This window comes from Nocardia salmonicida NBRC 13393 (assembly GCF_001613085.1).
GTDB lineage: Bacteria > Actinomycetota > Actinomycetes > Mycobacteriales > Mycobacteriaceae > Nocardia > Nocardia salmonicida.
On sequence record NZ_BDBR01000018.1, the window covers coordinates 18,381 to 44,909 of the forward strand.

General features: G+C 68.9%; 22 protein-coding genes. 14 read left to right on the forward strand and 8 right to left on the reverse strand.

From position 1 onward, the window contains the following. The first annotated feature begins 129 nt into the window (after positions 1-129). Both gatC and gatA read left to right on the forward strand, forming a co-directional pair. Positions 130-426, forward strand: coding sequence for an Asp-tRNA(Asn)/Glu-tRNA(Gln) amidotransferase subunit GatC (gene gatC / locus NS1_RS20015; RefSeq protein ID WP_056812149.1), 297 nt, complete (start codon positions 130-132; stop codon positions 424-426). After that, on the forward strand, positions 423-1,910 hold the full coding sequence (gene gatA / locus NS1_RS20020; RefSeq protein ID WP_062986855.1) for an Asp-tRNA(Asn)/Glu-tRNA(Gln) amidotransferase subunit GatA: 1,488 nt from the start codon (positions 423-425) through the stop codon (positions 1,908-1,910). Before gatC ends, gatA begins: the two co-directional genes overlap by 4 nt. Before the next feature lie 85 nt (positions 1,911-1,995). Here the strand turns inward: gatA and NS1_RS20025 are convergent, their stop codons facing one another. Both NS1_RS20025 and NS1_RS20030 read right to left on the reverse strand, forming a co-directional pair. Beyond that, positions 1,996-2,427, reverse strand: a complete 432-nt coding sequence (locus NS1_RS20025; protein ID WP_062986856.1) for an SRPBCC domain-containing protein — start codon at positions 2,425-2,427, stop codon at positions 1,996-1,998. Between the two features lie 104 nt (positions 2,428-2,531). Beyond that, positions 2,532-3,290 (reverse strand): hypothetical protein, encoded by a 759-nt coding sequence (locus NS1_RS20030; RefSeq protein ID WP_063816206.1) that lies wholly within the window; start codon positions 3,288-3,290, stop codon positions 2,532-2,534. 167 nt (positions 3,291-3,457) lie between these two features. Here NS1_RS20030 and NS1_RS20035 point away from each other — a divergent pair, with 167 nt between their 5' ends. Together NS1_RS20035 and NS1_RS20040 are read left to right on the forward strand one after the other, a co-directional pair. Further along, complete coding sequence (locus NS1_RS20035; protein ID WP_062986858.1) at positions 3,458-4,621, forward strand: sensor histidine kinase; 1,164 nt, start codon at positions 3,458-3,460, stop codon at positions 4,619-4,621. Between the two features lie 78 nt (positions 4,622-4,699). After that, positions 4,700-5,365 carry a response regulator gene (locus tag NS1_RS20040; protein ID WP_056812133.1) on the forward strand — a complete coding sequence of 222 codons (666 nt, stop codon included), beginning with the start codon at positions 4,700-4,702 and terminating at the stop codon, positions 5,363-5,365. A 10-nt stretch (positions 5,366-5,375) separates the two neighbouring features. Here NS1_RS20040 and NS1_RS20045 read toward each other — a convergent pair whose 3' ends face one another. Further along, entirely contained in the window at positions 5,376-6,272 is an 897-nt protein-coding gene (locus NS1_RS20045; RefSeq protein WP_255284616.1) for a serine hydrolase, read from the reverse strand. A gap of 155 nt (positions 6,273-6,427) precedes the next feature. Between NS1_RS20045 and NS1_RS41265 the strand changes: the two genes are divergently transcribed. Beyond that, complete coding sequence (locus NS1_RS41265) at positions 6,428-8,785, forward strand: serine/threonine-protein kinase (RefSeq protein ID WP_084503863.1); 2,358 nt, start codon at positions 6,428-6,430, stop codon at positions 8,783-8,785. 60 nt (positions 8,786-8,845) lie between these two features. Here NS1_RS41265 and NS1_RS20055 read toward each other — a convergent pair whose 3' ends face one another. Genes NS1_RS20055 through NS1_RS20065 form a run of 3 tightly spaced genes read right to left on the reverse strand, consistent with a single transcriptional unit; the run spans position 8,846 to position 12,408 of the window. Further along, the gene (locus NS1_RS20055; RefSeq protein ID WP_062986860.1) at positions 8,846-11,338 is read right to left on the reverse strand and encodes an ABC transporter permease; all 2,493 of its coding nucleotides are present in this window, start codon (positions 11,336-11,338) and stop codon (positions 8,846-8,848) included. Beyond that, positions 11,335-12,057: an ABC transporter ATP-binding protein gene (locus tag NS1_RS20060; protein ID WP_062986861.1), complete on the reverse strand. Its 723-nt coding sequence runs from the start codon at positions 12,055-12,057 to the stop codon at positions 11,335-11,337. The genes NS1_RS20055 and NS1_RS20060 overlap by 4 nt, the downstream gene beginning before the upstream one ends. A 27-nt stretch (positions 12,058-12,084) precedes the next feature. After that, positions 12,085-12,408: a hypothetical protein gene (locus tag NS1_RS20065; protein WP_062986862.1), complete on the reverse strand. Its 324-nt coding sequence runs from the start codon at positions 12,406-12,408 to the stop codon at positions 12,085-12,087. Positions 12,409-12,565: 157 nt separating this feature from the next. Here NS1_RS20065 and NS1_RS20070 point away from each other — a divergent pair, with 157 nt between their 5' ends. From NS1_RS20070 to NS1_RS42460, 3 genes are read left to right on the forward strand one after another with little or no spacing between them, the layout of a single operon-like run. After that, entirely contained in the window at positions 12,566-13,885 is a 1,320-nt protein-coding gene (locus NS1_RS20070) for a sensor histidine kinase (RefSeq protein ID WP_084503864.1), read from the forward strand. Further along, complete coding sequence (locus NS1_RS20075; RefSeq protein ID WP_131816592.1) at positions 13,882-14,571, forward strand: response regulator; 690 nt, start codon at positions 13,882-13,884, stop codon at positions 14,569-14,571. The genes NS1_RS20070 and NS1_RS20075 overlap by 4 nt, the downstream gene beginning before the upstream one ends. Positions 14,572-14,615: 44 nt before the next feature. Further along, positions 14,616-17,456 (forward strand): serine/threonine-protein kinase, encoded by a 2,841-nt coding sequence (locus NS1_RS42460; RefSeq protein WP_373864352.1) that lies wholly within the window; start codon positions 14,616-14,618, stop codon positions 17,454-17,456. A gap of 47 nt (positions 17,457-17,503) precedes the next feature. Here the strand turns inward: NS1_RS42460 and NS1_RS20085 are convergent, their stop codons facing one another. Then, positions 17,504-18,004 carry an NADPH-dependent FMN reductase gene (locus tag NS1_RS20085; protein WP_062986864.1) on the reverse strand — a complete coding sequence of 167 codons (501 nt, stop codon included), beginning with the start codon at positions 18,002-18,004 and terminating at the stop codon, positions 17,504-17,506. Then, on the reverse strand, positions 18,004-20,331 hold the full coding sequence (locus NS1_RS20090) for an FdhF/YdeP family oxidoreductase (protein ID WP_084503865.1): 2,328 nt from the start codon (positions 20,329-20,331) through the stop codon (positions 18,004-18,006). Before NS1_RS20090 ends, NS1_RS20085 begins: the two co-directional genes overlap by 1 nt. A 133-nt stretch (positions 20,332-20,464) precedes the next feature. Between NS1_RS20090 and NS1_RS40870 the strand changes: the two genes are divergently transcribed. The 6 genes from NS1_RS40870 to gatB all read left to right on the forward strand — a co-directional run bounded on the left by NS1_RS40870 (position 20,465) and on the right by gatB (position 26,512). Beyond that, a complete protein-coding gene (locus tag NS1_RS40870) occupies positions 20,465-20,635 on the forward strand; it encodes a hypothetical protein (protein WP_165610217.1) in 171 nt (56 codons plus the stop codon). Positions 20,636-20,660: 25 nt separating this feature from the next. Continuing rightward, positions 20,661-21,470 (forward strand): formate dehydrogenase accessory sulfurtransferase FdhD, encoded by an 810-nt coding sequence (gene fdhD, locus NS1_RS20095; RefSeq protein ID WP_062986865.1) that lies wholly within the window; start codon positions 20,661-20,663, stop codon positions 21,468-21,470. Positions 21,471-21,578: 108 nt separating this feature from the next. Then, positions 21,579-22,463 carry a hypothetical protein gene (locus tag NS1_RS20100; protein ID WP_062986952.1) on the forward strand — a complete coding sequence of 295 codons (885 nt, stop codon included), beginning with the start codon at positions 21,579-21,581 and terminating at the stop codon, positions 22,461-22,463. Between the two features lie 28 nt (positions 22,464-22,491). Continuing rightward, positions 22,492-23,526, forward strand: coding sequence for an ATP-dependent 6-phosphofructokinase (locus tag NS1_RS20105; protein ID WP_062986953.1), 1,035 nt, complete (start codon positions 22,492-22,494; stop codon positions 23,524-23,526). A 38-nt stretch (positions 23,527-23,564) separates the two neighbouring features. After that, the gene (locus NS1_RS20110) at positions 23,565-24,962 is read left to right on the forward strand and encodes an alpha/beta hydrolase family protein (RefSeq protein WP_062986866.1); all 1,398 of its coding nucleotides are present in this window, start codon (positions 23,565-23,567) and stop codon (positions 24,960-24,962) included. Positions 24,963-25,006: 44 nt separating this feature from the next. Then, positions 25,007-26,512: an Asp-tRNA(Asn)/Glu-tRNA(Gln) amidotransferase subunit GatB gene (gene gatB, locus NS1_RS20115; RefSeq protein ID WP_062986867.1), complete on the forward strand. Its 1,506-nt coding sequence runs from the start codon at positions 25,007-25,009 to the stop codon at positions 26,510-26,512. Positions 26,513-26,529: the final 17 nt, after the last annotated feature.

The window sequence follows — 26,529 nt, forward strand, 5'->3', positions numbered from 1 at the left end:
GGCGCGACATGCGCGAACTTTCGTGTGAGCGGGTGCGTCCGACGTGCGGGGACGGGCGCGTAAAAACCTCGAGGACCCGCCAATTAGGCTGTACGAATACTGCCCACCGAAGCCGAAAGGGGTCCCGCGGTGCCCGCAATCTCCCGCGACGAGGTCGCTCACCTCGCCCGGCTGTCCCGGCTGGCGTTGACCGACGCCGAACTCGACCAGTTCGCCGGTCAGCTGGATTCGATCCTCAGCCACGTGCAGACCATCACCGAGGTCGCCGCCGATGTCCCCGCCACCGCGTCGCCGAACCCGACGACCAATGTGACCAGGCCCGATGTGGTCGTCACCGGCCTCACTCCCGAGCAGGCGCTGGACCAGGCGCCCGCGGTGGAAGAACAGCGTTTCCTGGTCCCGCAGATCCTGGGAGAGGGCGAATGACGGAGTTGACCCAGCTGTCGGCTGCGGAGCTGGCCAGCAAGATCCACGGCGGCGAGGTGTCCTCCACCGAGGTCACCCAGGCGCATCTGGATCGCATCGGCAAGGTCGACGGTGAGCTCAACGCCTTCCTGCACGTCGCCGGTGAGGAGGCACTGGCCGCGGCCGCCGTGGTCGACGCCGCGCTCGCCGCGGGCGATAGCCCTGCCTCGTCGCTGGCGGGAGTTCCGTTGGCGCTCAAGGACGTTTTCACCACCACCGACATGCCGACCACCTGCGCCTCGAAGATCCTCGAGGGCTGGATGTCGCCGTACGACGCGACGGTCACCTCCCGGTTGCGCGCCGCGGGCATCCCGATTCTCGGCAAGACCAATATGGACGAGTTCGCGATGGGCTCCTCCACCGAGAACTCCGCCTACGGCCCCACCCGCAACCCCTGGGACACCACCCGCATCCCCGGCGGTTCCGGCGGCGGTTCGGCGGCGGCACTGGCCTCGTTCCAGGCGCCGTTGGCCATCGGAACCGATACCGGTGGCTCGATTCGTCAGCCCGCCGCGGTCACCGCGACGGTCGGCGTGAAGCCCACCTACGGCACCGTCTCCCGGTACGGCCTCGTCGCCTGCGCGTCGTCGCTGGATCAGGGTGGCCCGTGTGGTCGCACCGTGCTCGACACCGCGCTGCTGCACGAGGTGATCGCCGGGTACGACCCGCGTGACTCCACCTCGCGCAACGTCGCGGTGGCGCCCGTCGTCGAGGCCGCCAAACAGGGCGCCAATGGTGACCTGACCGGCGTGCGCGTCGGTGTGGTGCGCGAATTGCACTCCGACAGTTATCAATCCGGCGTGCTCGCCTCCTTCGACGCCGCGGTCGCGGTGCTGAAGGAACTGGGCGCCGAGGTGATCGAGGTGTCGTGCCCGAGCTTCGAGTACGCGCTGTCCTCGTACTACCTGGTGATGCCCTCGGAGGTGTCGTCGAACCTGGCGCGCTTCGATGCCATGCGCTACGGCCTGCGCGTCGGTGACGACGGCAGCCACAGCGCCGACCAGGTGATGTCGCTGACCCGTGAGGCCGGTTTCGGCCCGGAGGTCAAGCGCCGCATCATGATCGGCACCTACGCGCTGTCGGCGGGCTACTACGACGCCTACTACGGCCAGGCCCTCAAGGTCCGCACGATGATCGCGCGCGACTTCGACGCCGCCTACGAGCAGGTCGACGTGCTCGTCTCGCCGACCAGCCCGTTCACTCCGTGGAAGCTGGGCGAGAAGGTCGACGACCCGCTGGCCATGTACCTGTCGGACCTGTGCACCCTGCCGACCAACCTGGCGGGCCACCCCGGCATGTCGGTGCCGTCGGGTCTGTCGGCCGACGACAACCTGCCGGTGGGTCTGCAGATCATGGCGCCCGCGCTGGCCGATGACCGCCTGTACCGGGTGGGCGCGGCCTACGAGGTGGCGCGCGGCGCGCTGCCGATCCCGAGCGCTGTCTGAGAGAAGTCGCACAAGCGGGGCGCGCCGATTCGAAGGAATCCGGCGCGCCCCGCTTGTTTGTCGGTTGCCTGTCGGTAGTGGGCGCCTACGCCACCGCGCGCCTGCCTACGCCCGCCGTCATCGCGGTGAAACCGGCCCGCAGATCCTTGCCGAGCGCCAACGTCACGACGGGGCTCAACCAGCCCGCGAGGGTGAATCGGGACTCGTAGCGGCACCGGTCGGGGCCGAGCGGCACGACGGTGTGCGAGCGCAGGCTGTGCAGCGCGCCCAGCGGCACGGGCTTCATCGTGTAGCTGAACTCGACGCCCGGGGTATGGGTGCGAATCCATTCCCGCTGTGGACGGCGGTTGTTGCCGAGCTTGACCTGCATGTCGATGGTCGAGCCCGGTTCCAGCGTGCTCGACGCCTCGTAGCAGAAGGTGTTCCACTCGCCGTAGCGCTCGAAATCCGTGAGCACCTCCCACACCTTCGCGGCGGGGGCGTCGATCTCGATCGTTTCGTCGATGACTAGAGACATGCGTGAAAACTAGGACATGTTCTAGTTTTCGGCAACTGCATCATGCGTACCTCCGCCTTCGCTGCGGCCATGCGCAGCTGAGGAACGCTCCGCGTCTGCGCCTGTCATGCGAACCGGCGGCGTAGTTTGCGCATCGCGTCGATGATCACGGCCGAGGCCGCCGTCACCGCGAACAAACCGAGGACCGTGCGGGCGAGCGGCCAGAGATTGGGCCGGTCGGCCGGGTCGGTCTGGGCGAAGACGTTCTCCACCACCGGTGCGCCGTACTCCTGGCGTCGTGAGTTCACGTCCACGGCGGTGAACGCGATATCGGCCATCACGCCGCAGCGGGCCCGGGAGAACTCGTCGTCGCGCTGCTGGCAGGAGGCGTGGATGCGCCGGTTCAGCGCCGCGTCCACCGAGCGGCGCGCCCATCCGCCGAGGGGTTGGTCGACCCGCTCGGCGTAGCGCAGCACGTCGTAGCCCAGGTCGTGAGCCTTGCACGCCGACTCGAACTCGGCGGGCAGCGTCACCGGCGAGGAACAGCCGCCGTTCGGGTTCACCAGCAGACCGTCCAGCGGCGCGGGGTCGTAGCCGAACTTGTAGCCGAAATCGCGGGGGATGAGTGAGGTGGCGTCCGGGCTGTCGTCGATGAGCGCGCGTACCGCGGCGGCGGCCGCGACGTTCTCGGTGCCGCCCGGGGTGGTGCCCATGGCGCCCGGCGCCGACATGACCACGGCGGCGGCCATGGCCAGCCCGGCCGTGCACAGCGCGACACCGCTACGACGGCGGTGCTGCGAGGGAGCGGGGGACGGCGCGGAGGCGGCGGAATCTGCGGTACGGGCCCGAGCGGCGGCGGGTACCGGGCGAAGCGGGGTGTTCATGGCCTCCGACAGTAAGGAGCGGGTCTCGCCGCGGGTATCCCGCTGCGGACCGGTTTATCGGGGCGCGCGGGTGGCATGCCCGGCGCCGGGGTCACACCAGGGTAGGGGGTCGTATTCGGTTCGTGGGTATGAGGTCCGGTGACCGGACGGTTCGTAGGCTGACTGTCATGTCCGCACCACCACGCTCCGCTGCGCGAGGAATACCCGCGCGCACCTGGTTCGACTTCGCAACGGTGCTGGTCGCGCTGATTTTGTACAGCATCGCGTGGCCGACGCTGTTCGTGACCCACGAGGTCTCGCCGGTCACGGCGCCACTGCTGTCGGCGCTGGCGGCCTTCCCTATCCTGTTCGTGCGGGTCAACCCGGCGATGGGCTGGGCGATCTCCGCGGGGGCCGCGCTGCTGTTCTCGATCGGCATGCAGCCGAGCGCGGACAACGACCTGCCCTTCCAAGTCGTGCACATCATCGTGCTGTTCGTGCTGCTGTTCGCGGTGGCGTTGCGGGCCTCGGTGCCGATCGTGGTCGTCGCCTGGGCCGCCACCTCGATGCTGTTCGCCACGACCATGCCCGGGTCGCAGAGCGGTCCGCTCTGGGGCTGGGCGATGGGGTTCGGCGCGCTGGCGCTGTTCGGCTATCTCGTGCGGATCCTGCTGGCCTCGCGGCGCAAGCTGGAGCGGCAGGAAGAGGTCACCGAGCTCGAGCGCGCGCGTCGGGCGATTCTAGAGGAGAAGGCGCGCATCGCCCGCGACCTGCACGATGTGGTCGCCCACCACATGTCCATGGTGGTGGTGCAGGCGCAGACAGCGCCGTACCGGATCACCGACCTCGACCAGGCCTCGCGGGCCGAATTCGAATCCATCGGCGCGACCGCCCGCACCGCGCTCAACGAGATCCGTGGCCTGCTCGGGGTGTTGCGCAGCGATGGCCAGTTGCCCGAACACGCGCCGCAGCCGCGTGCCTCCGACGTGCTCGCCCTGTGCGCGTCGGCGCTGCGCGCGGGTCTGCCGGTCGACTGGACGGTGACCGGGGACCTGGATTCTGTGCCGGAGACGACCGGGCTGGTCGTCTATCGCGTGGTGCAGGAGTCGATGGCCAACTGCGCGCGGCACGCACCGGGCGCTGCGGTGCAGGTCGCGGTGGCGGTCGAGCCCGGCGTGGTGAGCGTGACCGTGCACAACGCCGCCACCGCCACGGTGCCGCAGCCCGGCGCGGGCGGTGGTCACGGCATCGACGGTATGCGCACCCGCGTTGTCGCGGTCGGCGGTGAACTCCACGCGGCGCCCACCCTCACCGGCGGATTCGAGGTCTCCGTGAAACTGCCCACCCACTAGGGCGTACCTCCGCCTTCGCTCCGAACGTGCGCGAAAGACCGAGGAACGCTTCGTGTCTGCGCCCTCTAAGGTGGTTGGGTGGCTATTACCGTGTTGATCGCCGACGACCAGGCGATGGTTCGCCAGGGTTTCGGCGCCCTGCTGGGCGCGCAGACCGATATCAGCGTCGTCGGCGACGCACCCGACGGCAAAGTGGCGGTGGCCGAGGCCAAGCGGCTGCGTCCCGATGTGGTGCTGATGGATGTGCGGATGCCGCAGATGAACGGTCTCGACGCCGCCCGTGCGATCCTGACCGCGAATTTCGATCCGCCGGTGCGGGTGCTCATGCTCACCACCTTCGACATCGACGACTACGTCTACGAGGCGCTGAGCATCGGCGCGAGCGGATTCCTGCTCAAGGACGCGCCCGCCGAGGAATTGGTGCGCGCGGTACGGGTGGTCGCCGACGGTGAGGCGCTGCTCGCGCCCACCATCACCCGCAGGCTCATCGCCGACGTCACCCGCAGGCGCAATTCGGTACGCGCCGCCCCGGCGCCCGCGCTCGGCACGCTGACCCCGCGCGAACGCGAGGTGCTCGAACTGGTGGCCAAGGGGTTGTCGAACACCGAGATCGCCGCGGCGCTGTTCGTGGCCGAGCAGACCGTGAAAACCCATGTCTCCAAGGTGTTCTCGAAGCTCGGGCTGCGCGACCGCGCCCAGGCCGTGGTCCTGGCCTATGAATCCGGCCTGGTCGTTCCCGGCTGAGCCGGCGCGCTCAGCGCGGGCAGACCCCGCCGCGCAGTTCCGGCAGGTGCCGGGCCAGCAGCAGCGCCAGCCGGTCGAGCAGCGCGGTGGTGTCGTCGAACGATCCCGAATCAGCTTGCGCGGCAAGGGCTACCGCGAGCTGACCGCTGCCGACGGGCACCAGTCCGAACTGGCGCACGGTGTAGATTCCGGTGATGTCGTCGGGGCCCCAGCCGCCTTTGAACTCGGTGTCGTCGAGCAGACCGAGACCCCAGCCCTGTTCTTCGGTGATCTCGCCCATCATCGTGGTGACGACCTCGGCGTGCGGCAGGCACGGCAGCCGCGACGCGAACCGCACCTGGTTGGCCAGCGACCACTCGGTGCCACCGAAGGAGGTGCCGTCGAGTTCGGTGCGGGTGCCCGTCTTCCCGGTGGCCGCGTCGCCCGCCTCGTCGAGGATCTGCTGCACGGCGTCGGCGGCCTCCGGTGCGTCACCCAGGGATTCCCACAGACCTTCGGCCGCGTCGTTGTCCGACACCGTGATCGCGGCCTGCGCCATCTCGAAGATCGACTGGTCCTGATCGTGGCGCAACGCGGCGACCGCGAGCGGGATCTTGATGGTGGACCAGGCGATGCCGGTGGTCCAGTCGCCGTAGATCGTCATCCGGCCGCCACCGACCGGCATCAAGGCCATGCCCACCTGTCCGGGGAGATTCGATTGCAGCTGAGTGAACTCCGCGGCCAGCGAATCGGGCAGCACGATGGACAGTCCCGGATGCCAGGCGTCTTCGCTGTTGACGGTGACCGTGGGCGCGCTCACTGCCGTCGGGGTGCCGGGCGTGGCACACGAGGTGGCCAGCGCGGCCGTTGCCAGCGCCCCACAGAGCAGCAGCCTGCGACAGGCAGCCGCCTTTCCGGTCGACTTCACCACCGAATCCTCCCCACCACCCAGTGCGCGTGTGCTTCGGCGGTGCAAACTTCTCGTCGAGCGCGTCCGGACGCTACCGGACGACTGTTAGCAAGTTTCACCGATTTTTGGCGAGAATTCGAATGAGCGTGGTCACACGGTCGGAAGGGGGTCACATGCACGACATCGGTGAGGTGTTCGCCGGGTTCACCATCGAGGCGATGTTGGGCCAGGGCGGCATGGGCACGGTGTATCTGGCCCGGCATCCGCGCCTGGATCGGCTGACCGCGCTCAAGCTGCTCAACCGGGATCTGTTCGCCGACGAACGAGTTCGCGCGCGGTTCGAACGGGAGGCCGACCTCGCCGCCCAGCTCGACCATCCCGGCATCGTCACGGTCTACGACCGGGGGACCGAGGGCGAACAACTCTGGATCAGCATGCAGTACGTCGACGGGATCGACGCCGCGACCGTCGACCCGATGGCGTTGCCGCCCGAACGGGCCGTGCAGATCATCGAGGGGGTCGCCGACGCGCTGGATTACGCGCACGGCAGGGGAGTGCTGCACCGCGATGTGAAGCCCGCCAACATCCTGCTGGCCCGCTCCACCAGTGGCCAGGGCGAACGCGTCTTCCTCACCGATTTCGGCATCGCCCGCCTGCGCGCCGACTCCACCCACCTCACTCAGCAGGGAATGTTCACCGCGACACTGGCGTACGCGTCGCCGGAACAGATGACCGGCGCCGACCTCGACCACCGCTCCGACCAGTACTCGCTCGCGTGTTCGCTGTACTGGTTGTTCACCGGGTCGGCGCCCTTCGACTCCGCCGACCCGAACGAGATCATCCGCGGAACCCTCTACGCCGCGCCGCCGCCCCTCGCGCTGCGCCGTGCGGGTCTACCGCCGATCATGGACGCCGTTCTCGCCGCCGCGATGGCGAAACATCCTGCGGCACGATTCGATTCCTGCGCGTCGTTCGCCAAGGCGGCCCGCCAAGCGCTGACTTCCACGACGCCACCGGTCCTGCCGCGCCCACCCGCCAACCCTGCGCCCGGCTATTACCCACCGGTTCCACAGCAGGCGCCTGTCGCGCCTTTCGCCCAGCCCGGCATGGCGCAGCCCGGCTACCAAGCCCCGCCGATGCCGCCTGCGCCACAACCTCATTGGCAACCGCCCTCCCGGCCGTTCGGGGCCGTCCCCCCGGTCGTCCAGCGCCCGGCCGCGCCCAGCCCCGCGGTGCCGCCTGGAGAGGTGCCTCCGGTGGTCCAGCGTGCGGTGGCGGGTCCCGTTGCCGCACAGTCTGCCCCGGTGGCCGCCGAAGCGACTCCGGTCCCGGGGCAAGATTCCGGAATATCTTCCAGCCCGGTGTCTCTCGATAAGCGGCCCGCCATGGCGGCTCGATCGGATAGCGGGGAGTCGTCCGCTGACGAGATATCAGCTACCGCGGCAACCGATGTGGTGTCGATGCGCGATACGGGCGAGTTGGACGCGGCGAACGCGGCGGCCCTGACCGAGGTGACGTCGATCGTCGGGGCGTCGAACGCGGCCTCAGCGGGGCCCGCGGCGCCGGACGCGGCGTCAGGGCAGTCCAGCGGCAGTGCACCGCAGGGCAATCCGGGTCAGCCGGGCGGTGCAGGACGGCCAGGTAGTGCCGCTCAGCTGGGTGGCGCGGGTCAGCCAAGCGGTGCAGGGCAGTCGGGTGGTGCGGGCCCGCAGGGTGATGTGGGTCGGCCGGTTGCGGCGGGGCAATCCGGCGGGGCGGTTGTGCCGGGGGGCCCGGGTCCGCAGCCGGGTGTGGCGCGACCCGGTCAGCGAGGGCCTTGGATGGTGCCGCATCGGGGGTATTGGCCGGTGCCTCGGCGGGTGTCGGGGATACAGCGGTTCGGGTGGGTGTTGTTGGTGGCGCTGGTACTGGTGCTGGTGGCGTTGGTCGTCGCGCTGGTTGTGGTGGTGTTGCCGGGGGGCGACGACGATCTCGACGCGGAGGGTGGCGCGAACGGGCCGTCGAATTCGGTCGCGGAGGTCGCGGATTCGTTCGCGGAGAGCCGACGGGTCTTTCCGACTCTGGTTCCGCAGGGGGAGATGAGCGACGGTGTGGGGTATCGGGGGGCACGGTGTGTGGGGGTGCGCAGTGTCAGTGAACTGGCGTGGAAAGAGCCTGCGCTGCAATGGACTCCGATCACGACCGGGTGGCAGTGCGAGCGCGCCGACAATCAGGTGGGTGCGGTGAGCTACCTGGTGCTGGAGTACGCGAACACGAGCCAGGCGCGGTCGGTGTTGGAGGCGCTGCCCTCGACGGTTCGCTACGCGGGGGACAAGGACGGCGTGCCGTTCTCGTTGCAGCGGTGGGTGGTTCAGGATCCGGCGAGCACCCGCACGCAGACCGCGCATCAGGTGCTGAGCTTCCCCGACGACTCGGTCCGCGCGAATTACCTCGTCGTGGTGAGTCGCCGGGGCAGCAGCGGCATCGGCGGAGCCCCGCGCCCCTCCGCGCAGGACGAGGTCGTCGCGTGGTGGGAAGAAGTGCCCCTCTGAGCTACCGCGCCGGTCGCCGCGGGCGCCGGGCAGACCCGCCCGACGCCGCAGCGATCTACTTCAGTCGACGGCCAGGGCGGCCACGATCGGCATCCTGGCCGCGCGCAAGGCAGGCGGGATCGATCCCAGCAGTGCCAGCACCAGCGCGACCGCACCGTAGACCGCGATCAGCGGGCTCGGGCGGTAGACGATGTCGATGGTCATCGCGTGGCCGATCGCCACGGTGGCCAGATACTGCACCGCGATGCCGACGACGAGACCGATTGCCGCGCCGATGAATCCGATGCCTGCGGCTTCGGCCAGCACCGAGCGCAGCAGGAACTTGCGGTTGGTGCCCATGGCCCGCAGCACCCCCAACTCTCGACGTCGCTCCAGCACCGACAGCATCAGGGTGTTCAGCAACGCCACTGTCGCCACCAGCACGACGATCCACAGGATCATGTTGCTCATCGCCGCACCCTGCTGGACGCTCGACGAGATCGCGTCGACCATGTCCGCGCCGGTGTCGACATGGATTTCCTGGGGCACCATCGCGCGGACCGCGGCGTGCACCGTGTCGGGGTCGGCGCCGGGCGCGTAGTGGATCGACAGGATCGTCTCGCCGGGCCGCTGGTACCACTCCCGCATCTGGTCGAGGTTCATCATCACCACGCCGGAGACCGCGGTGAAATACGGAATCACCTGCAGCACCGACGTTTTACGCTCGCCGGAAGGAGTGGGCATGGTGATCTCGTCGCCGACGGCGAGTGAGAGCGAGCGTGCCACGTCACGGGTGATGACAACGCCTTCGCGCCGCTCCATCCGATCGATCACCGCCCGGTCCACCGCGCCGAGGCGAGTGTCGGCCGTGCTCGGCGGATAACCCTGCAGCATCACCCGACCGCTGCCGATGGTCGCGAAGGCCATCTGGGCGGGGCTCACCCGCTCGACACCGGGCACAGCCGCCACCCGGTCGGCCAAACCGTCGGGCAGCACGGGGCCGGTCGGGAACTGTTCGACGGGGCTCGGGCTCACGTAGAGGTCGGTGTCGCCGAGACTTTGGAACGAATCGGTCGCCGACTTCACCATGTTGCCCGACGCTCCACCGAGCGCGACCACCGCCGCGACCCCGATCATCACCGTCATCGCGGTCGCCCACACGCGGCGGGGCGCGCGTTCCAGCGTTGTCGCCCCGAGCGCGCCCGGCGCACCGAACCAGCGGGCGATCGCCGCGGACCCGCGCACGATCGGCCCCGTCGCGGCGAAACATAGAAACACCGTCGCGGTGAACGACATCGTGATCGCGGCCAGTGAGAGCCGCCCGAGATCGAGGAACGCGACGACAATCGCCCCGGCGCCGAGGAGCAGCCCGGTGGCCAGCCCTACCCAGCGCAGCGTCGCACCGGTGGCGGCGGCATCGCTGGCCTCGACGGGGGCCAGTGCCTCGACCGGGGCCACCTTGTACACCTGCCTGGCCGCGATCGACGCCGCCAGTACCGTCGCCACCACGCACGCAGCGATCGCCACGGGTATCGCGTAATTCGGCACCTGGAATTCGGTGCGCGCCTCGACCGATTGGACGATCGCGGCGGGCAGCCTGCCGATCGCGAACCGGCCCATCAGCGCACCGATCCCGGCGCCGATCGCCCCACCGATCAGCCCGAGCAGCGCCGCTTCGACGAGCAGATCGCGCACCATCGGCGCACGCTTGCCGCCGATCGCGCGCAGCAGCGACAGCGTCGGCCTGCGTTGCGCCACCGCCATACTCATCGCGTTGTAGATCAGGAAGGCCGACACGATCAGTGCCGCCGCCGAGGACATCAGCGTGGAATACCGCATGATCTGGATCGCGCCACCGGCCTGCGCGGTGCGCAGGCTCGGCTCGGCCACCACGGCACGCCCGTCCACCGCTTCGGTGAGCGCGGTGCGCAGGGCCTCCACGTCGGTGCCGGGCCGCACGACGATCTGGACCGAATCGAGCTTGCCGACCCGGTCGGTGAGGATCTGGATCAGCGGCAGCGGCCCGGCCACCACGTGACCGCTGTTGAGCCGGTCGGTCGCCTCGGAGTCCAGGACGGCGGCCACCTTGGCCGTGCCTGCCCCGATCCGCACCGGGTCACCCTCGCGCAGGCCCATGGCCGCGCCGACCAGCACGCCGCGCTCTGTGCTGAGCAGCTTGGTGGTGTACTGCGACATCGGCCCGGCCAGATCGCTGCCGAGCGCGCCCATCGTCTGATCGGCCCCGATCAGCAGGGCCCGATCGGGCCCGGCGCCCAGCGTCCCGCGCAGCATCGGCACCGCTGTCGCCACCCCGGGCGTCGCCGCGATCCGGGGGAGCAGGGACTGTTCGAATCCCGCGTCGGTGATGCCGGTGACCTCGAGCTCGGCGGTGCCCGCCAGGCCCTTGGTGAGTTTGTCGACCGATCCGGTGACCGAGCCGGAAATGCTCAGCACCGCCACGATCAACGCCGCCGATACCCCCATCACCGCCCCGGACATGAGGGTGCGGCCGGGATGGCGGATCAGTTCACCGAAGTTGAACAGCCGCAGCCGATCCCATGCTGCGCCGATCACGCGTCGACCCGCGCGGAGGACAGCTCGTCGGCGCCGATCCGGCCGTCGCGCAACGTGATCACCCGGTCGCAATAGTCGATCGAACTCATGTCGTGGGTCACCATCACCACCGAATTGCCTTGCGCCGTGATGTCGCCGAGCAGGGCGAGGATCGCGGCGCCGGTCTTGGAGTCGAGGTTGCCGGTCGGCTCGTCGGCCAGAATCAGCGGCGGATCCATGATCAATGCCCGAGCCACCGCCACCCGCTGCATCTGCCCACCGGACAGTTCCCCCGGCCGATGCTGAGCCCGATCACCGAGGCCGACGAGGTCGAGGAGTTCCAGTGCGCGCGGCTTCGCCTTGCGTAATCCGGTGCCGTCCAACAACTTCGGGACGGCCACGTTCTCCCACGCCGACAGGGTCGGCAGCAGGTTGAAGAACTGGAAGACGAAGCCGACCTGTTCGAGCCGGAACGCGGCCTGCTTGTCCTCGTCGAGATCGCCGATCTCGGCGCCGCGGAAGCGGATCGAGCCCTCGTCGGGGCGGTCGAGCGCGCCGAGTAGGTGCAGCAGGGTGCTCTTACCGGAACCCGAAGGCCCGATGATCGAGGTGAACTGGCCTGCTTCGATGCGCATGCTCACCTCGTCGAGCGCGCGTACCTCCTGATCGCCGACCCGGTACTGCTTGACCACCCGGGTCAACTCCAGCATCGGCTGCTGTGGCGATTCGATGTCGGGCATATCTTGTCCCCCAGGGAGTTTCGGATTTCAGCGTACGAGTGCGCGGTCGCGGGTAGTCTGCCCGATCGCCGTGCGTGCGTCGAGAAGCGCACGCAACGCCGGTTGTTCGGCGGCCAGCTCGAGATAGGCCTCCATCGGGGTGCGGCCGTCGATCTCGGCCAGTTCGAGCTTGACGCGCAGATGGTTGTCCCAGCGGTTGGCCAGGGCTTGCAGTAGTCCGTCGACGCCGCCGAAGAGTGTGTCCAGTTCGGCGATGTCGGCGAACAGCGCCGGGTCGTTCGGGTCGATCGTGGCCCTGGCGAGCACGGTGTGCACGATCTCGGTGCGGTGGTGCAGATCGGTCCAGGTCATGGGCTTCACCTTCCGTGAGCGGGTGAACCGAACGCTACGGGCGGTGAGAGGTCGAATCGTCGTGCCGGGGACCCGACTTCTTCTCCTACTGCGGTAGGAGATCGGTACCGTTCGCGGGACGATGTTACGCCCGGTCGGTGGCGACTAGCCTTAGATCATGGATGTGAGCCACGCCATCCCCGCGAAGGCGCCGGGCCGTGCGAGCCTGCGGCAGCGGTTCGTGGCCAGGGCCGAGGCGTCACGTCTGTTCACCACGGTCCGCGAGCGCATCGAATCGTTGCCCTACGACTATCCGCCCGCGGTGATCGTCGGCGCCGACCTCGCACTGCTGGTGGTCACCGGCGCGGCGGTGATCCAGCGACATTCCTACTTCCCGAGCCCGCTGCCGTTGCTGGCGATGGCCGCCGCGTTCCTGCCGATCCCCCTGTTCGCGATCTTCGGCGTGAAACCGCACCCCTTCCTGTTGAAGTCGAGCGCGTTGCTGTCGTGCGGCTTGTTCCTCTTGCAGCCGGTCAACGCCGACTTCGCGCCGTTCGTGTTGGTGATCGTCGCCGGTGAGGTGGCCGCGGTCGCCTCCCGTGGGATGACGGTGGGGTTCACCCTGCTCGCGATCCTCGAACTGGTCGCCTTCGACCTCGCCGGCCATGTGCAGTGGGGTGAGCCGGGGCAGCGGCTACAAGGGCTACCGATGTACGTCATCGGCATCCTGCTCGGCATGTTCGTCGGGGTGCTGCTGCAGTATCAGCGGCGGTTTCTGTACCAGGAACGGGAGAACCAAGCCATTCGCTCCGGCAAGGCCGCCGACGAGGAACGGCGCAGGATCGCTCGCGAAGTCCACGATGTGATCGCGCATTCGCTCTCGATCACCCTGCTGCACCTGACCGCCGCCCGGCGCGCATTACAGACCGACGACGACCCCACCGAGGCGGTGGAAGCGCTCGTGGAGGCCGAACGCCTCGGCCGCCAGGCGATGGCCGACATCCGGCGTACCGTCGGCATGCTCGACGCGGGCCCGGCGCAGATGGCCCCCGAGCCGGGCGTCGCCGATATCGACGAACTCGTCGGCGACTTCCGCCGCGCCGGGCTCACCGTCGACTACGCGCGCACCGGTGAGCTGGCCACCGTCACCGGCGCCATCGGCCACGCGCTCTACCGGATCGGCCAGGAATCGCTGGCCAACGTCACCAAACACGCGCCGGGCACCGCCGCCACGGTCCGCCTCGAGGTCACCGCCGACGCGGCGGTGCTGGCCGTGTCGAATCCGCTTCCGCTCGGGCCCGCGCCGCGCCGCGACACCGGGATGGGACTGCGCGGCATGCGCAAACGCACCGAACTGCTCGGTGGGAAGATCACCGCGGGAAACGGCGACGACCGCTGGACGGTGCGAGTCGGCTTCCCGCTGCGATCGGGCGCGTGCACCGCCATCTCGACCATGCTGCCGGGCAAGCTCTGGAACAAACCCCAGGAGGACACGTGACGACCGCTTCGCCGATCGAGCAGTTGGTGACAGTGCTCGTGGTCGACGATCAGGAACTCGTGCGCGGCGGATTGCGCCGCATCCTGCGCCGCCGCGACGGTTTCACCATCAACGAGTGCGCCGACGGCGACGAGGTCGCTGCCGCCGTCGCCACCCAGCGGCCCGATGTGGTGCTGATGGATCTGCGCATGAAGCGGGTCGGCGGCATCGATGCGACCCGGTTGCTGCGCGCCCGTCCCGACGCTCCGCCGGTCCTCGTGCTCACCACCTTCGACGACGATCAGCTGCTCTCGGGTGCCTTGCGCGCGGGCGCCGCGGGATTCCTGCTCAAGGACTCGCCCGCGGAGGATCTGATCCGCGCGGTCCGCACCGTGGCAGGCGGGGGCGCGTGGCTCGATCCCTCGGTGACCGGACGGGTGCTCACGGCCTACAGAACAGTGAAACCGGTCGGTACCCGAACCGACCGCCGACTCGGCGAACTCACCGCCCGCGAGTACGAAGTGCTCGAATTGATCGCCTCGGGCCGGGTCAACAGCGAGATCGCCGCCGAACTCGGGATCTCGGAAGTCACCGTGAAAAGCCACGTCGGACACATATTCGGCAAGTTGGACCTACGTGACCGGGCCGCCGCGATCGTGTTCGCGTTTGACCACGGCGTAGTGACACCGGGAGAATCTTCCTACTGAGAAGCAGGCCCGGCGGACCTGCCAGAAGTGGGAGGCGGACGCTGGTGCAAGCACCTGGGTCACGGGCGGGGACCAGATTCGGCCCGTACGAGTTGCGGTCGATGCTGGGCAAGGGCGGGATGGGCGAGGTCTACGAGGCCTACGACACCGGCAAAGATCGAGTGGTCGCTCTGAAGTTGCTGTCGCAGGAGCTCGCGCAGGACCCGGCCTATCAGCTCCGGTTCCGCCGCGAATCCCAAGCCGCGGCCAAGCTGGCCGAACCGCATGTCATCCCGATCCACGACTGGGGTGTGATCGACGGGGTCCTCTTCATCGACATGCGCTTGGTGCCCGGCAACGACCTGCGGACCGTGCTGCGCGGGGGCGGGCCGATGAGCCCGGACCGCGCGGTCGCTGTCGTCGAGCAGATCGCCGCGGCGCTGGACGCCGCCCACGCCGGCGGCCTGGTGCATCGCGATGTGAAGCCCGCCAACATTCTGGTGACGCCCGCCGATTTCGCCTACCTCGCCGACTTCGGCATCGCGCACACCGAGGGTGACAGCGCGGTGACCCAGGCCGGGATGGCGGTCGGCTCCTATATCTACATGGCGCCCGAACGCTTCGACGTCGGCCCGATCTCGCATCGCGCCGACGTGTACTCGCTGGCCTGCGTGCTGCACGAATGCCTCACCGGCGCTTCGCCTTTCCCCGCCGCGAGCATGAGCGTGCTGGTTCGCGCGCACCTGTCCGAGGCGCCGCCGCGGCCGAGTGAATTGCTCCACGGGATACCCGTCGCACTCGACGACGTCATCGCGACCGGCATGGCCAAGGACCCGGCCGATCGGTATGCGTCGGCCGGTGAGCTGGCTGTCGCCGCTCGCCGAGCGCTGGCTTCGGCCGTGCGCGACGGTGGCGCGCCCGCGCCCGCACCGGCGGGTGCTTTCGCGTCGTACGCCGGGGCCCGCCGAGTCCCCGGTGGGCATGATGTGACTCCGGATTCTGCGCAAGGGCCCACACTCCGTGGGCCCGCTGGTGTTCCGGGCCGAGCACCCGCTGGTTCAGGCTCCGCGCCCGGGGCCGGACGCGGGTTCGCCGCCGCGGCCGGGTTCGCCGCCGGTGCGGGACGTGGTGCCGCCGGATCGCCGCCCGGTGTCCCTGGCGCCGAGCGTGGCGTCCCCTCCGCGCCCGGTCCGGCGCGTGCTGTGCCCATCGGTTCTGCGAGTGGCGCCCGCAAAGCAACGCCCGACTCGGACGAGCCGCACAACGTCGAACAGGTGCCGACGCCGACGGGGGAGTTCCGGGTGATCGGCGCGGTGACCGCGACCGGTGGCGTGGAGACCTCGCGCAGCCAGTCGGCCGCGACCGGCGCTCAGCCGACGTTGATCATCCGCCCACCCGCCGAGACACGTCCCGGGGCAAACGACACCACCGGTTTCCGCCGCATTCCCGCCGAGGGCACGGGCGAGATCTCGATTCCCGCGGTGATCCAGCCGACGGGCCCCGCCGAAATCCGGCCCGCCGACACCCACTTCACCCCCCTCCCGTCGGCCGATGAGCCGGAAGCTCCCGAGCCGCCCCCGGCCTACACACCCGACCAGGGCCTCCCACGGATGCGCCCGTTCCCGGACGCGCACCTCTACGACGACGCGCAGCCGGGCGAAACGTCGGCACCCCTCCTGCAACCACCGCGGCCCACCGGGGCCACCCCCTACCCGGCGCCCACCGGCCCGCACCGCCTCCCGCCTCAGCATGTCGGCCAGGAGCCCCACCGGGCAGCCCCTACTCAGCGCTACTCCGCCGAACAGCCCCTTCCTGCCGCGTACACCCCGCCGACCGAGCAATACAACGCACCGGCCTCGAACCCCGACCCCCGGTTCCCCGCCCCGGCGCCGTTCGGGCCGCCGACCGAGCAATTCACCGCCCCCGCGTCGAATCCGCCGGCGGGCTTCGCGCCGCCGACGCAGAAATTCGGTGCCGACCTCGACGATCCACACGACCGATTCGGCGGTCCCGCCGAGCATTTCGACGATTACTCCGAGGACCGGTTCGGCGGCCCGCCCGGGCAGTTCAGTCCGCCGACCGAACAGTACGACCCCGCCGAGATGCAACGATCGGCGCCGACCCAGCATTACGGCGCCGACGAACCGGATCCGCAGCGCTCGCAGCCGACGCACCGATACCGTGGCGGCGCGGCACCTTTCGCCGCGCATCAGGCCCCGCCGGAGTTCGACGATCCGGCGCGCTCGGCCGCGACCCGGCAGTACGTGGGTCAGGAGAACGCGTACTCCAACTACGACGAACCGCCCAGCGCCTACGGTGATCATGCCTACCGCGACCAGGCCTATGATCCCGGATACGGTCCCGATCCCGCCTATGGCCCCGACCCGGCGTATGGTCCCGATCCGGCCTGGGCGCACGAGGATTCGGGTCGCCGACGATCGGTCCTGCTGCCGGTACTGGTCGGCGTCCTCGGCGTGGTGGTACTGGCGGTCGCCGGTGCGATCGGCTGGCGCATGATGTCGGCCGTCGAACCCGACCAGACCTCTACCGCGGCAGCGACTTCGCAGGCGCCGGGTGGTTCCGGCCAACCCGCGGGCACCACCCCCCGCGCGACCACCGCCGCTCCCACCACCTCGGCGGGACCGGTCACCCTGCCGGCGGGCGCGCAGCTCTGTGAATCAGGTTCCGGCACCGGCTCTTACAGCAAGGTCGCGGTCGGCAGCGGGGTCACCAGTTGCGGTTTCGCCGAGGCGGTCCGGGAGGCCTACGCCGGTGGCGGCTCGGGAGCGCGGTCGGTGGTGGCGACGAGCCCGGTGACCGGACGCACCTACACGATGACGTGCGCCCCGGAGGGCAAGCTCGTCACCTGCACCGGTGGCGAGAACGCCGTGGTCTACGTCTACTGACGTCCAACGGCCGCGGCTCCGACTTCGGGCCGCGGCCGACAACGATCTCAGCTCGCCGAAGCGACCGCGACCACCGTGTCCCCGAGCAGACTCACCGTGTCCGGATCACTCCACGACCCGGTGATCGACACACCGTCGGCCACCACCTCGGCGCCTGCCTCACGTAGCTCGTCGGCCAGGTCCTGATTGACCGCCTCGCCGGGTCCCACCGTGATCACCGCGACCGGTTTGCCCGCGACAGTCGGCGCCGACTGAGGATTGGCCAGCCAGGCGATCACATTCGCCGCCAGCGGCGGCACGCTCGCCGCCTCGGCCGCGAACAGCAGCACACCGTCGGCTTCCAGGGCGGAGTGGCGCAGCTGGTTCGCGATCAGCGGTCGCTCGTCCTCGGTATCGATCGCGGGACGGTAGGTCGGCAGGGTGTCGAGCTCGGCCAGGCTCACCACGTCGACGTTGTTGCGGATCGCGACCCGCTGGGTCTCGCTCGCCAACTGTTGCACGGTGGAGTTCTCGCCGGGTTCGGCGACGAGTGCGAGCAGATATGCCATCAGTTGTCCTTCGACGGTGTGACAGTCACTTTCACGCTTTTCATCATCGGCTGATCGCTCTCGGTGCTGTAATCGCCGATCGCACACAGCACGTTCATCTCCGGCATGTACCCGGCGGCGCATCCCGGCGGAATGTCGTAGGTGACGACCTTGTACTTGTAGAGCGACCGCGTCGACCCGTCACGGGCGGTGCTGGTGATGTCGACCTCGTCGAACTCTGTCAAGCCGCGGTCGTGCATGTCGCGAGAGTTCATGAAGACCAGCGTGCGCAGGTTCTTCACTCCGCGATAGCGATCGTTGTCGGAGTAGATGGTGGTGTTCCACTGGTCGTGCGAACGCTGTGTCGCCAGGGTGAGCACCCCGGCCGGGTTGGTCGTATCGGGCAGTGTCGCCGCGGAGAACTCCGCCTTGCTCGACGGGGTGAGGAAGATCAGCTCACGCGCGGGCTGGCGGATCCGGAATCCGAGCCCGAGCCGCACCCGCCGGTTGTAGTCCTCGAAACCGTCGAGGACCTTCGACATGGTGTCGCGGATGCGGTCGTAGTCCTCGACGTAGTACTCCCACGGCGTCTTCGTCCGCGGCAGTGCGGCTTTGGCGATACCGGCCAGAATCGCGGGCTCCGACAACAGATGCGGCGACGCGGGCTTCTTCATGCCCTTGGACAGGTGCACCACGGCCATGCCGTTCTCCATCGAGACCACCTGCGGGCCACTGCGTTGCTCGTCGTATTCGGTGCGCGCGAGGCAGGGCAGAATCAGCGCCCGCTTGCCGTGCACGACGTGGCTGCGGTTGAGCTTGGTGGAGACCATGACGGTGAAGTCGGCCTTCTGGAACGCCTCGAAGGTGTAGGCGCTGTCGGGTGCGGCCTGGACGAGGTTGCCGCCCATGCTCATGAAGAACTTCAGCGTGCCCTTGTGCATCGCCTCGATGGCGCCGACCACGTCGTAGCCGTTGGCGCGTGGCACGTCGATCCCGCACACCGCGGCCAGCCGGTCGAGGAATGCGGCGGGCGGATTGTTGTCGATGCCGCAGGTGCGGTTGCCCTGCACATTGCTGTGTCCGCGCACCGGCGACGGGCCCGCGCCCTCGCGACCGAGGTTGCCGCGCAGGAGAAGCAGATTGACGATCTCGCGGATCGTCTCCACGCCGTGCTCGTGCTGGGTGACGCCGAGACACCAGCTGATGATGCTGCGGTCGGAGTCGCAGTAGATGCGGGCGGCCTTGCGGACCTCGGCTTCACCGAGTCCCGACTCGGTCTGGATATCGGCCCAGGTGGTCGCCTCCACCTCGCGCACGTACTCCTCGAAGCCCACGGTGTAGCGCTCGATGAACTCGTGATCGAGGGCCTTGCGGTCGGTCGCGGACTCCTCGAGGACGGCCTTGGCCATGCCGCGGATCAGCGCGAAGTCGCCGCCGATGCGCACCTGCAGGTTGAGCGTGCCGGTCTTGGTGGGGTGGAAGGTGGCCATCGCGAGGAAGTCGTGCGGGATGATCGTGTTGCGCGAGCCCGCTTCGATCAGCGGATTGACGTGCACCACCTGGGCGCCGCGCTGATAGGCCTCGGCGAGCGAGGTCAGCATGCGTGGCGCGTTCGAGGCGACGTTGAGGCCCATGACGAACAGGGCGTCGGCCTTGGCCCAGTCCTCGAGGTCGCAGGTGCCCTTGCCCGTGCCGAGCGAGGCCTGTAGCGCGCGGCCACTGGCTTCGTGGCACATGTTGGAACAGTCGGGCAGATTGTTGGTGCCGTACTCGCGCACCAACAACTGGTAGAGGAAGGTGGCCTCGTTCGCGAGTCGGCCGGAGGTGTAGAACGCGGCCTCGTTCGGGTCCGCGAGCTCGCGGAGCGCCTTGCCCGTCATCTCGAACGCGTCGGCCCAGCTGATCGGCACATAGTGGTCGGTCTCGGGGTCGTAGACCATCGGCTCGGTGAGCCTGCCCTGGTCTTCGAGATCGAAGGAACTCCAGGTGGCCAGCTCGGTCACGGTGTGCTGGGCGAAGAATTCGGGGGAGCAGCGCTTGTGCGTCATCTCCCAGGTGACGTGCTTGATGCCGTTCTCGCACACATCGAGGACCAGGCCGTCGGTCGCGTCGGGCCACGCGCAGCCGGGGCAGTCGAAGCCGCGCTCCTGATGGTTCATCTTCAGGATGGCCTTGGTGCCGATGAACGGCTCGTGCTCCTTGCCGACCATGAATTTCCCGACCGCGATCGCCGCGCCCCAGCCCGCGGCGGGGTGACGGTAGGGCTTGGCTTTCGGCACGGCCGCCCGGTCGGCTTCTCCGCTCGGACCTCGATCAGGATCCCAGGTGGTGTACGGACCGTCAGCCATGACAAATCTTCCCTTCGCGTGCATGCGGGTCGAGAAAGATGAGCTCTGTCCAGTGCCTCGCTTGGATTCTCTACCGCCGAGATCACGGAAGGGATTCGAGACGCTGGTATGCGAAACGTTGCATACTGTCGGCATGGCTGACGACAACGAGTGGTACTACTGCCTCAAGCACCACAAGGCCGAACAGGGCAAGGCCTGCTGGTACGGCGACCGCATGGGCCCCTACCCGGACCAGGCCACCGCGGAGAAGGCGCTCGAGATCGCGAAGGCGCGCAACAAAGCGGCCGACGACCAGGACGACTGACCCACACAGTGAGCAGAGTCATGGGATGAGCAGAGTCACCGCACGGCGCAAGACGACCCGCCTTTCCCCGGCCGGGCGGATCGAGCGACCCGACACGCTCGCCGTCGAGGAACCACTCGAAATCCGGGTCGACGGGCGATCGCTCACCGTCACGATGCGCACCCCCGGCAACGACATCGACCTCGTCCACGGCTTCCTGTTCGGTGAGGACATCATCGGTTCGGCCGACGACATCGTCACCGCCCGTTACTGCGCGGGTACCGACAGCGAAGGCCGCAACACCTACAACGTCCTCGACCTGCGCCTCCGTAACCCGGTGCCGATCCACCCGCGCAAATTCCTCACCACCGGCGCGTGCGGGCTCTGTGGCAAGAGCGCCCTGGACGAAGTGCGCACCCACAGCCGCTTCCCGATCCCGCACGAGTCCGTGTCGATCGGCACCGGCACCCTCGGCGAGCTGCCGAAACACCTGCGCGCCGGGCAGAAGTTGTTCGACGCCACCGGTGGACTGCACGCGGCGGGTCTGTTCACCGCCGACGGCACTCTGCTCGCCCTGCGCGAGGACATCGGCAGACATAACGCCGTCGACAAGGTGATCGGCTGGGCGGTGCGCGAGAACCGCGTGCCCGCGCACGATCTGGTGCTGGTCGTGAGCAGTCGGGCGTCGTTCGAACTGGCGCAGAAGGCGGTGATGGCCGGGATCCCGATCCTGGCCGCGGTGTCGGCGCCCAGCTCGCTCGCCGTCGACCTGGCAGCCGAGTCCGACCTCACACTGGTCGGCTTCCTTCGCGGCGAAACGATGAATATCTATACGGGCGAACACCGTCTGACCTGAGGCTCGGTGCTCGAAGTGGGCGATCGGCATATGTCGCAGTACGGTAACGGTACGGGTCGCCAGCACCGAACGCCCCGGGGGAGTTTACAAAAGAAGATGCTTCAGATAATGAACAATGAACGACGCCACCGCGTCCGGGTGGCGCTGTCCGCGTTGCTGGGCGCGGTCGCGCTCGTTACCGCGGGTTGCGGTAGTGAGCCGAAAGCCGCTCGACCGAGCGTGACGACGACTGTCGCCGTCGCCGATCCCGGCGTCGACAGCGGAGCTATTTCCGTCGCGGTGCCGGGCAGCCTGGCCGCCGATTTCACCGAACTCCAGCAAGGATTCCGCGGTAGCGCGGGGTTGGCGATCATGCCGGTGGGCGGCAAGAAAATGGTGACCTTCGGCAACTGGTCCTCCGGTCCGGCCTGGTCGACGATCAAGGTGCCGCTCGCCATCGCGGCCCTGCGCAACAGCGCCTCCTACGCCACCTATGCCTCCGCTGCCATCACCGCGTCGGACAACGGCGCCGCCGACACCCTCTGGGACTCACTCGGCGGCGGTGGCGCCGCGGCCCAAGCGGTGCAGAATGTGTTGCGCGAAGGCGGCGACGTCCGTACCACCGTGCCGCCGACCCGCACCCGTGCCGACGCGTCGATCTACGGCCAGGCCGAATGGACCCTGGCCGATCAGGTGCGCTTCGCCTCGCAACTGCCGTGCATACCGCAGAGCGAGCGCGTGGTCGGGCTGATGCAGCAGATCATCGCGAGCCACCACTGGGGTCTCGGCGCGTTCGGCAGCGCCGAGTTCAAAGGCGGGTGGGGTCCCGACCCGGCGGGCAAGTACCTGGTCCGACAGTTCGGCCTGATCGATTCGCCCACCGGCCGGATCGCGATCGCCTTCGCCGCGCAACCGGATTCGGGTGGTTTCAGCGACGGAACGGCCATGCTCGACAAGATGGCGACGCTCATCTCGGGGCACCTGAGCGAGCTCGCCGGAGGTCACTGCTCCTGATCGGCGCCGGTGCGGCAAGATGAACAGCATGCGCATCGGAGTCTTGACCGGAGGCGGGGACTGTCCAGGTCTGAACGCGGTGATCCGGGCTGTGGTCCGCACCGCGAACGGACGCTACGGCGATGCCATCGTCGGTTTCGAGGACGGCTGGCGCGGCCTACTCGAGGATCGAAAGATCCGCATCCACAACGACGATCGCACCGACCGCCTGCTCACCAAGGGCGGCACCATGCTCGGCACCGCACGGACCAACCCCGACGTGCTGCGCGCGGGCCTGCCACGGATCCAGCAGACCCTCGACGACAACGGCATCGAAGCGCTGATCCCCATCGGGGGCGAAGGCACCCTCACCGCCGCGAGCTGGCTCGCCGACGAGGGCGTGCCGGTGGTCGGCGTACCCAAGACCATCGACAACGACATCGACTGCACCGACGTCACATTCGGCCACGACACCGCGCTCTCGATCGCCACCGAGGCGATCGACCGCCTGCACACCACCGCCGAATCCCACCAGCGGGTGATGCTGGTCGAGGTGATGGGCCGCCACGCCGGCTGGATCGCGCTGAATTCCGGAATCGCCGCCGGCGCCCATCTCACCCTGGTGCCCGAGGAACCGTTCGACGTGTCCCAGGTGTGCGCGATGATCAAGGCCCGCTTCCAGCGCGGTGACAAGAGCTTCATCTGCGTGGTCGCCGAGGGCGCGCATCCCGCGCCGGATTCCGGATTCGCGTTGCGCGAGGGCGGGATCGACGAGTTCGGGCACGAGCGGTTCACCGGGGTCGCCCAGCAGCTGGGCTCGGAGATCGAGCGCCGCATCGGCAAGGAGGTCCGCACGACGGTGCTGGGCCACATCCAGCGCGGCGGCAGCCCGACGCCCTACGACCGGATCCTGGCCACGCGGTTCGGGGTGCATGCGGCCGAGGCGGTGCATGCGGGGCATTTCGGTCAGATGGTGGCGCTGCACGGCACCAATATCGGGCTGGTTCCCCTGTCGGAGGCGACCAAGCAGCTCAAACGCGTTCCGCCGGAACGGCTCCGTGAGGCGTCGGCCTTCTTCGGCTGAGCGCGGCTCGGTTCTCGCACAGTCGGTACGGTGGGTTCATGCGCACCGGTCGAGTGGTCGTTTCGGTTCTGTTCGTCGTCGCCGCACTGGTCGCGGGGTGCTCGCAGTCCTCGGACGACGCGGCGGCCCCCACGGTGTACGGCAGCTGGCACGGTGACATCGAGGTGCCGGGGCAGCCGATCGCGATCGGGGTGAATTTCGCCGAGGACGGGTCGGCCACCCTCGACATCCCGATTCAGGGTGTGCGCGAGGCGCCGTTGAAAGACGTTCGCACCGAACCCGACCGCGTGGAGTTCGATCTGCCCGACGTGCCCGACGTGCCCGACGTGCCGGGCGAGCCGGGTTTCCGCGGCAAGCTCGACGGTGACCGGCTCACCGGCGACTGGATCCAGTCCGGGGAGAAAGCGCCGGTCACGCTGCAGCGCGGCAAGATCGAGGGCCCCGCCCGCCCCCAGGACCCGAAACCGCCGTACCCGTACCGCAGCGAGGACGTCACCTATCGCAACGGCGACATCACCATCGCGGGCACCCTCACCGAACCCGAAGGCACCGGCCCGTTCCCGGCGATGCTGCTCATCACCGGCAGCGGCCCGCAGGACCGCAACGAAGAGCTGATGGGCCACCGCCCGTTCCAGCTGCTGGCCGACACCTTCACCCGCGCGGGCTATGCCGTGTTGCGCGCCGACGACCGTGGTGTCGGCGGCACCGGCGGCACCCTCGACGACGCCACCTACCCCGAACTCGCCGCCGACGCGGCCGCGGGCGTCGCGTTCCTGCGCACTCGCGCCGAGATCGATCCGGCTCGGGTCGGTCTGTTCGGGCACAGTGAAGGCGGCTACCTCGCCCCGATGGTCGCCGCCCTGCCCGGCACCGATATCGCGTTCGCGGTCCTGATGGCGGGCCCATCGGTGCCGGGCGCCGACGTGCTGATCGAGCAGAACAAAGTGATCATGGCCTCGTCGGGCGCACCGCAGGACCAGATCGACCAGCAGGTCGCCTACGTCACCACCTGGTCGACGCTGCTGCGCTCGGGCGACATCGAGGGCGCGAAGGCCTTCACCCAGCGGCACAACGATTCCCTGCCGGAGGCCGAACGCGCGCCACAGCAGGTGGTCGACGGGTTCAATACCGCGTACATGACCTCGTTCATCACCCACGACCCGAAGCCGACGTTGCAGGCGCTGCGCGTGCCGGTGCTGGCGTTCTTCGGCGACAAGGACCAGCAGGTCCTCGCCACCCAGAACGAGGGCCCGATGCGGGAGAACCTCGCGGGCGCCCCCGACGCGACCGTGCACACCTTCCCCGGCCTCAACCACCTGATGCAGCCCACCGCGACCGGCAAACCCAGCGAATACTCCACCATCGAGACGACCATCGACCCCGCCGTGCTCACCTACGTCACCGGCTGGCTCACCCAGCGCGTTCCGCCTCGCTAGGACCACCGGCCGAGTGCGTCGGCGGGCTTACCTAGACTGCTCGTATGAGCGCACCCACGGTCGAGTTGATGGATTACGCCGATGTCATCTCCCGGTACGAGCCGGTGCTCGGCATGGAGGTCCACGTCGAGTTGTCCACGGCGACCAAGATGTTCTGCGGTTGCCCCACCGAGTTCGGCGCCGAACCCAATACCCAGGTGTGCCCGGTGTGCCTCGGTCTGCCCGGCTCGCTGCCCGTGGTGAACGAGAAGGCCATCGAATCGGCTATCCGCATCGGACTCGCGCTGAACTGTTCGATCACCCCGTGGGGCCGGTTCGCGCGCAAGAACTACTTCTACCCCGACCAGCCGAAGAACTACCAGATCAGCCAGTACGACGAGCCGATCGCCACCGAGGGCTACCTCGACGTGACCCTCGACGACGGGTCCGTCTTCCGTGTCGAGATCGAGCGCGCGCACATGGAGGAAGACACCGGCAAGTCCCTGCACGTCGGCGGCGCGACCGGTCGTATCCACGGCGCCAGCCACTCGCTGCTCGACTTCAACCGCGCGGGTGTGCCGCTGATCGAGATCGTCACCAAGACGATCACCGGTGCCGGTGAGCGCGCCCCCGAGGTCGCTCGCGCCTATGTCACCGCGTTGCGCGAGGTGCTGCGTTCGCTCGACGTCTCCGATGTGAAGATGGAGCAGGGTTCGCTGCGCTGCGACGCCAACGTGTCGCTGATGCCGATCGGCGCCAAGGAATTCGGCACCCGTACCGAAACCAAGAACGTGAACTCGCTCAAGAGCGTCGAGGTCGCGGTGCGCTACGAGATGCGCCGCCAGGCCGCCGTGCTCACCGCGGGCGGCGAGATCATCCAGGAGACCCGCCACTTCCAGGAAGCCGACGGTTCCACCGCGGCGGGTCGCCGCAAGGAGACCGCCGAGGACTACCGCTACTTCCCCGAGCCCGACCTCGAGCCCGTCGCCCCGGCGGCCGAGTGGGTCGAGGAACTGCGCTCCACCATCCCCGAGTACCCGTGGCTGGTGCGCGCCCGCATCCAGGCCGACTGGGGCCTGTCCGACGAGGTCATGCGCGACCTCGTCAACGCCGGCGCCCTCGACCTCATCATCGCCACCGTCGAGGCGGGCGCGCCCGCCAACGAGGCGCGCTCCTGGTGGGTCGCCTACCTGACCGAGAAGGCCAAGGAACGCGACATCGCGCTCGCCGACCTGCCCATCACCCCCGCCCAGGTCGCCGCGGTGATCGCGCTGGTGGAGGCCAAGACCGTCAACAACAAGGTCGCCAAGCAGGTCGTCGACTTCGTCCTCGCCGGTGAAGGCGAACCCGCCGCCATCGTCGAAGCCAAGGGCCTCGGCATGGTCAGCGACGACTCGGCCCTGCAGGCCGAAGTCGAGAAGGCCCTCGCCGCGAACCCCGACATCGCCGAGAAGATCCGCTCCGGCAAGGTCGCCGCCGCGGGCAAGATCGTCGGCGACGTCATGAAGGCCACCCGCGGCCAAGCCGACGCCGCCCGCGTCCGAGACCTGGTTATCGCGGCTTGTAGTTGAGGATGAGAAGCGGCCGC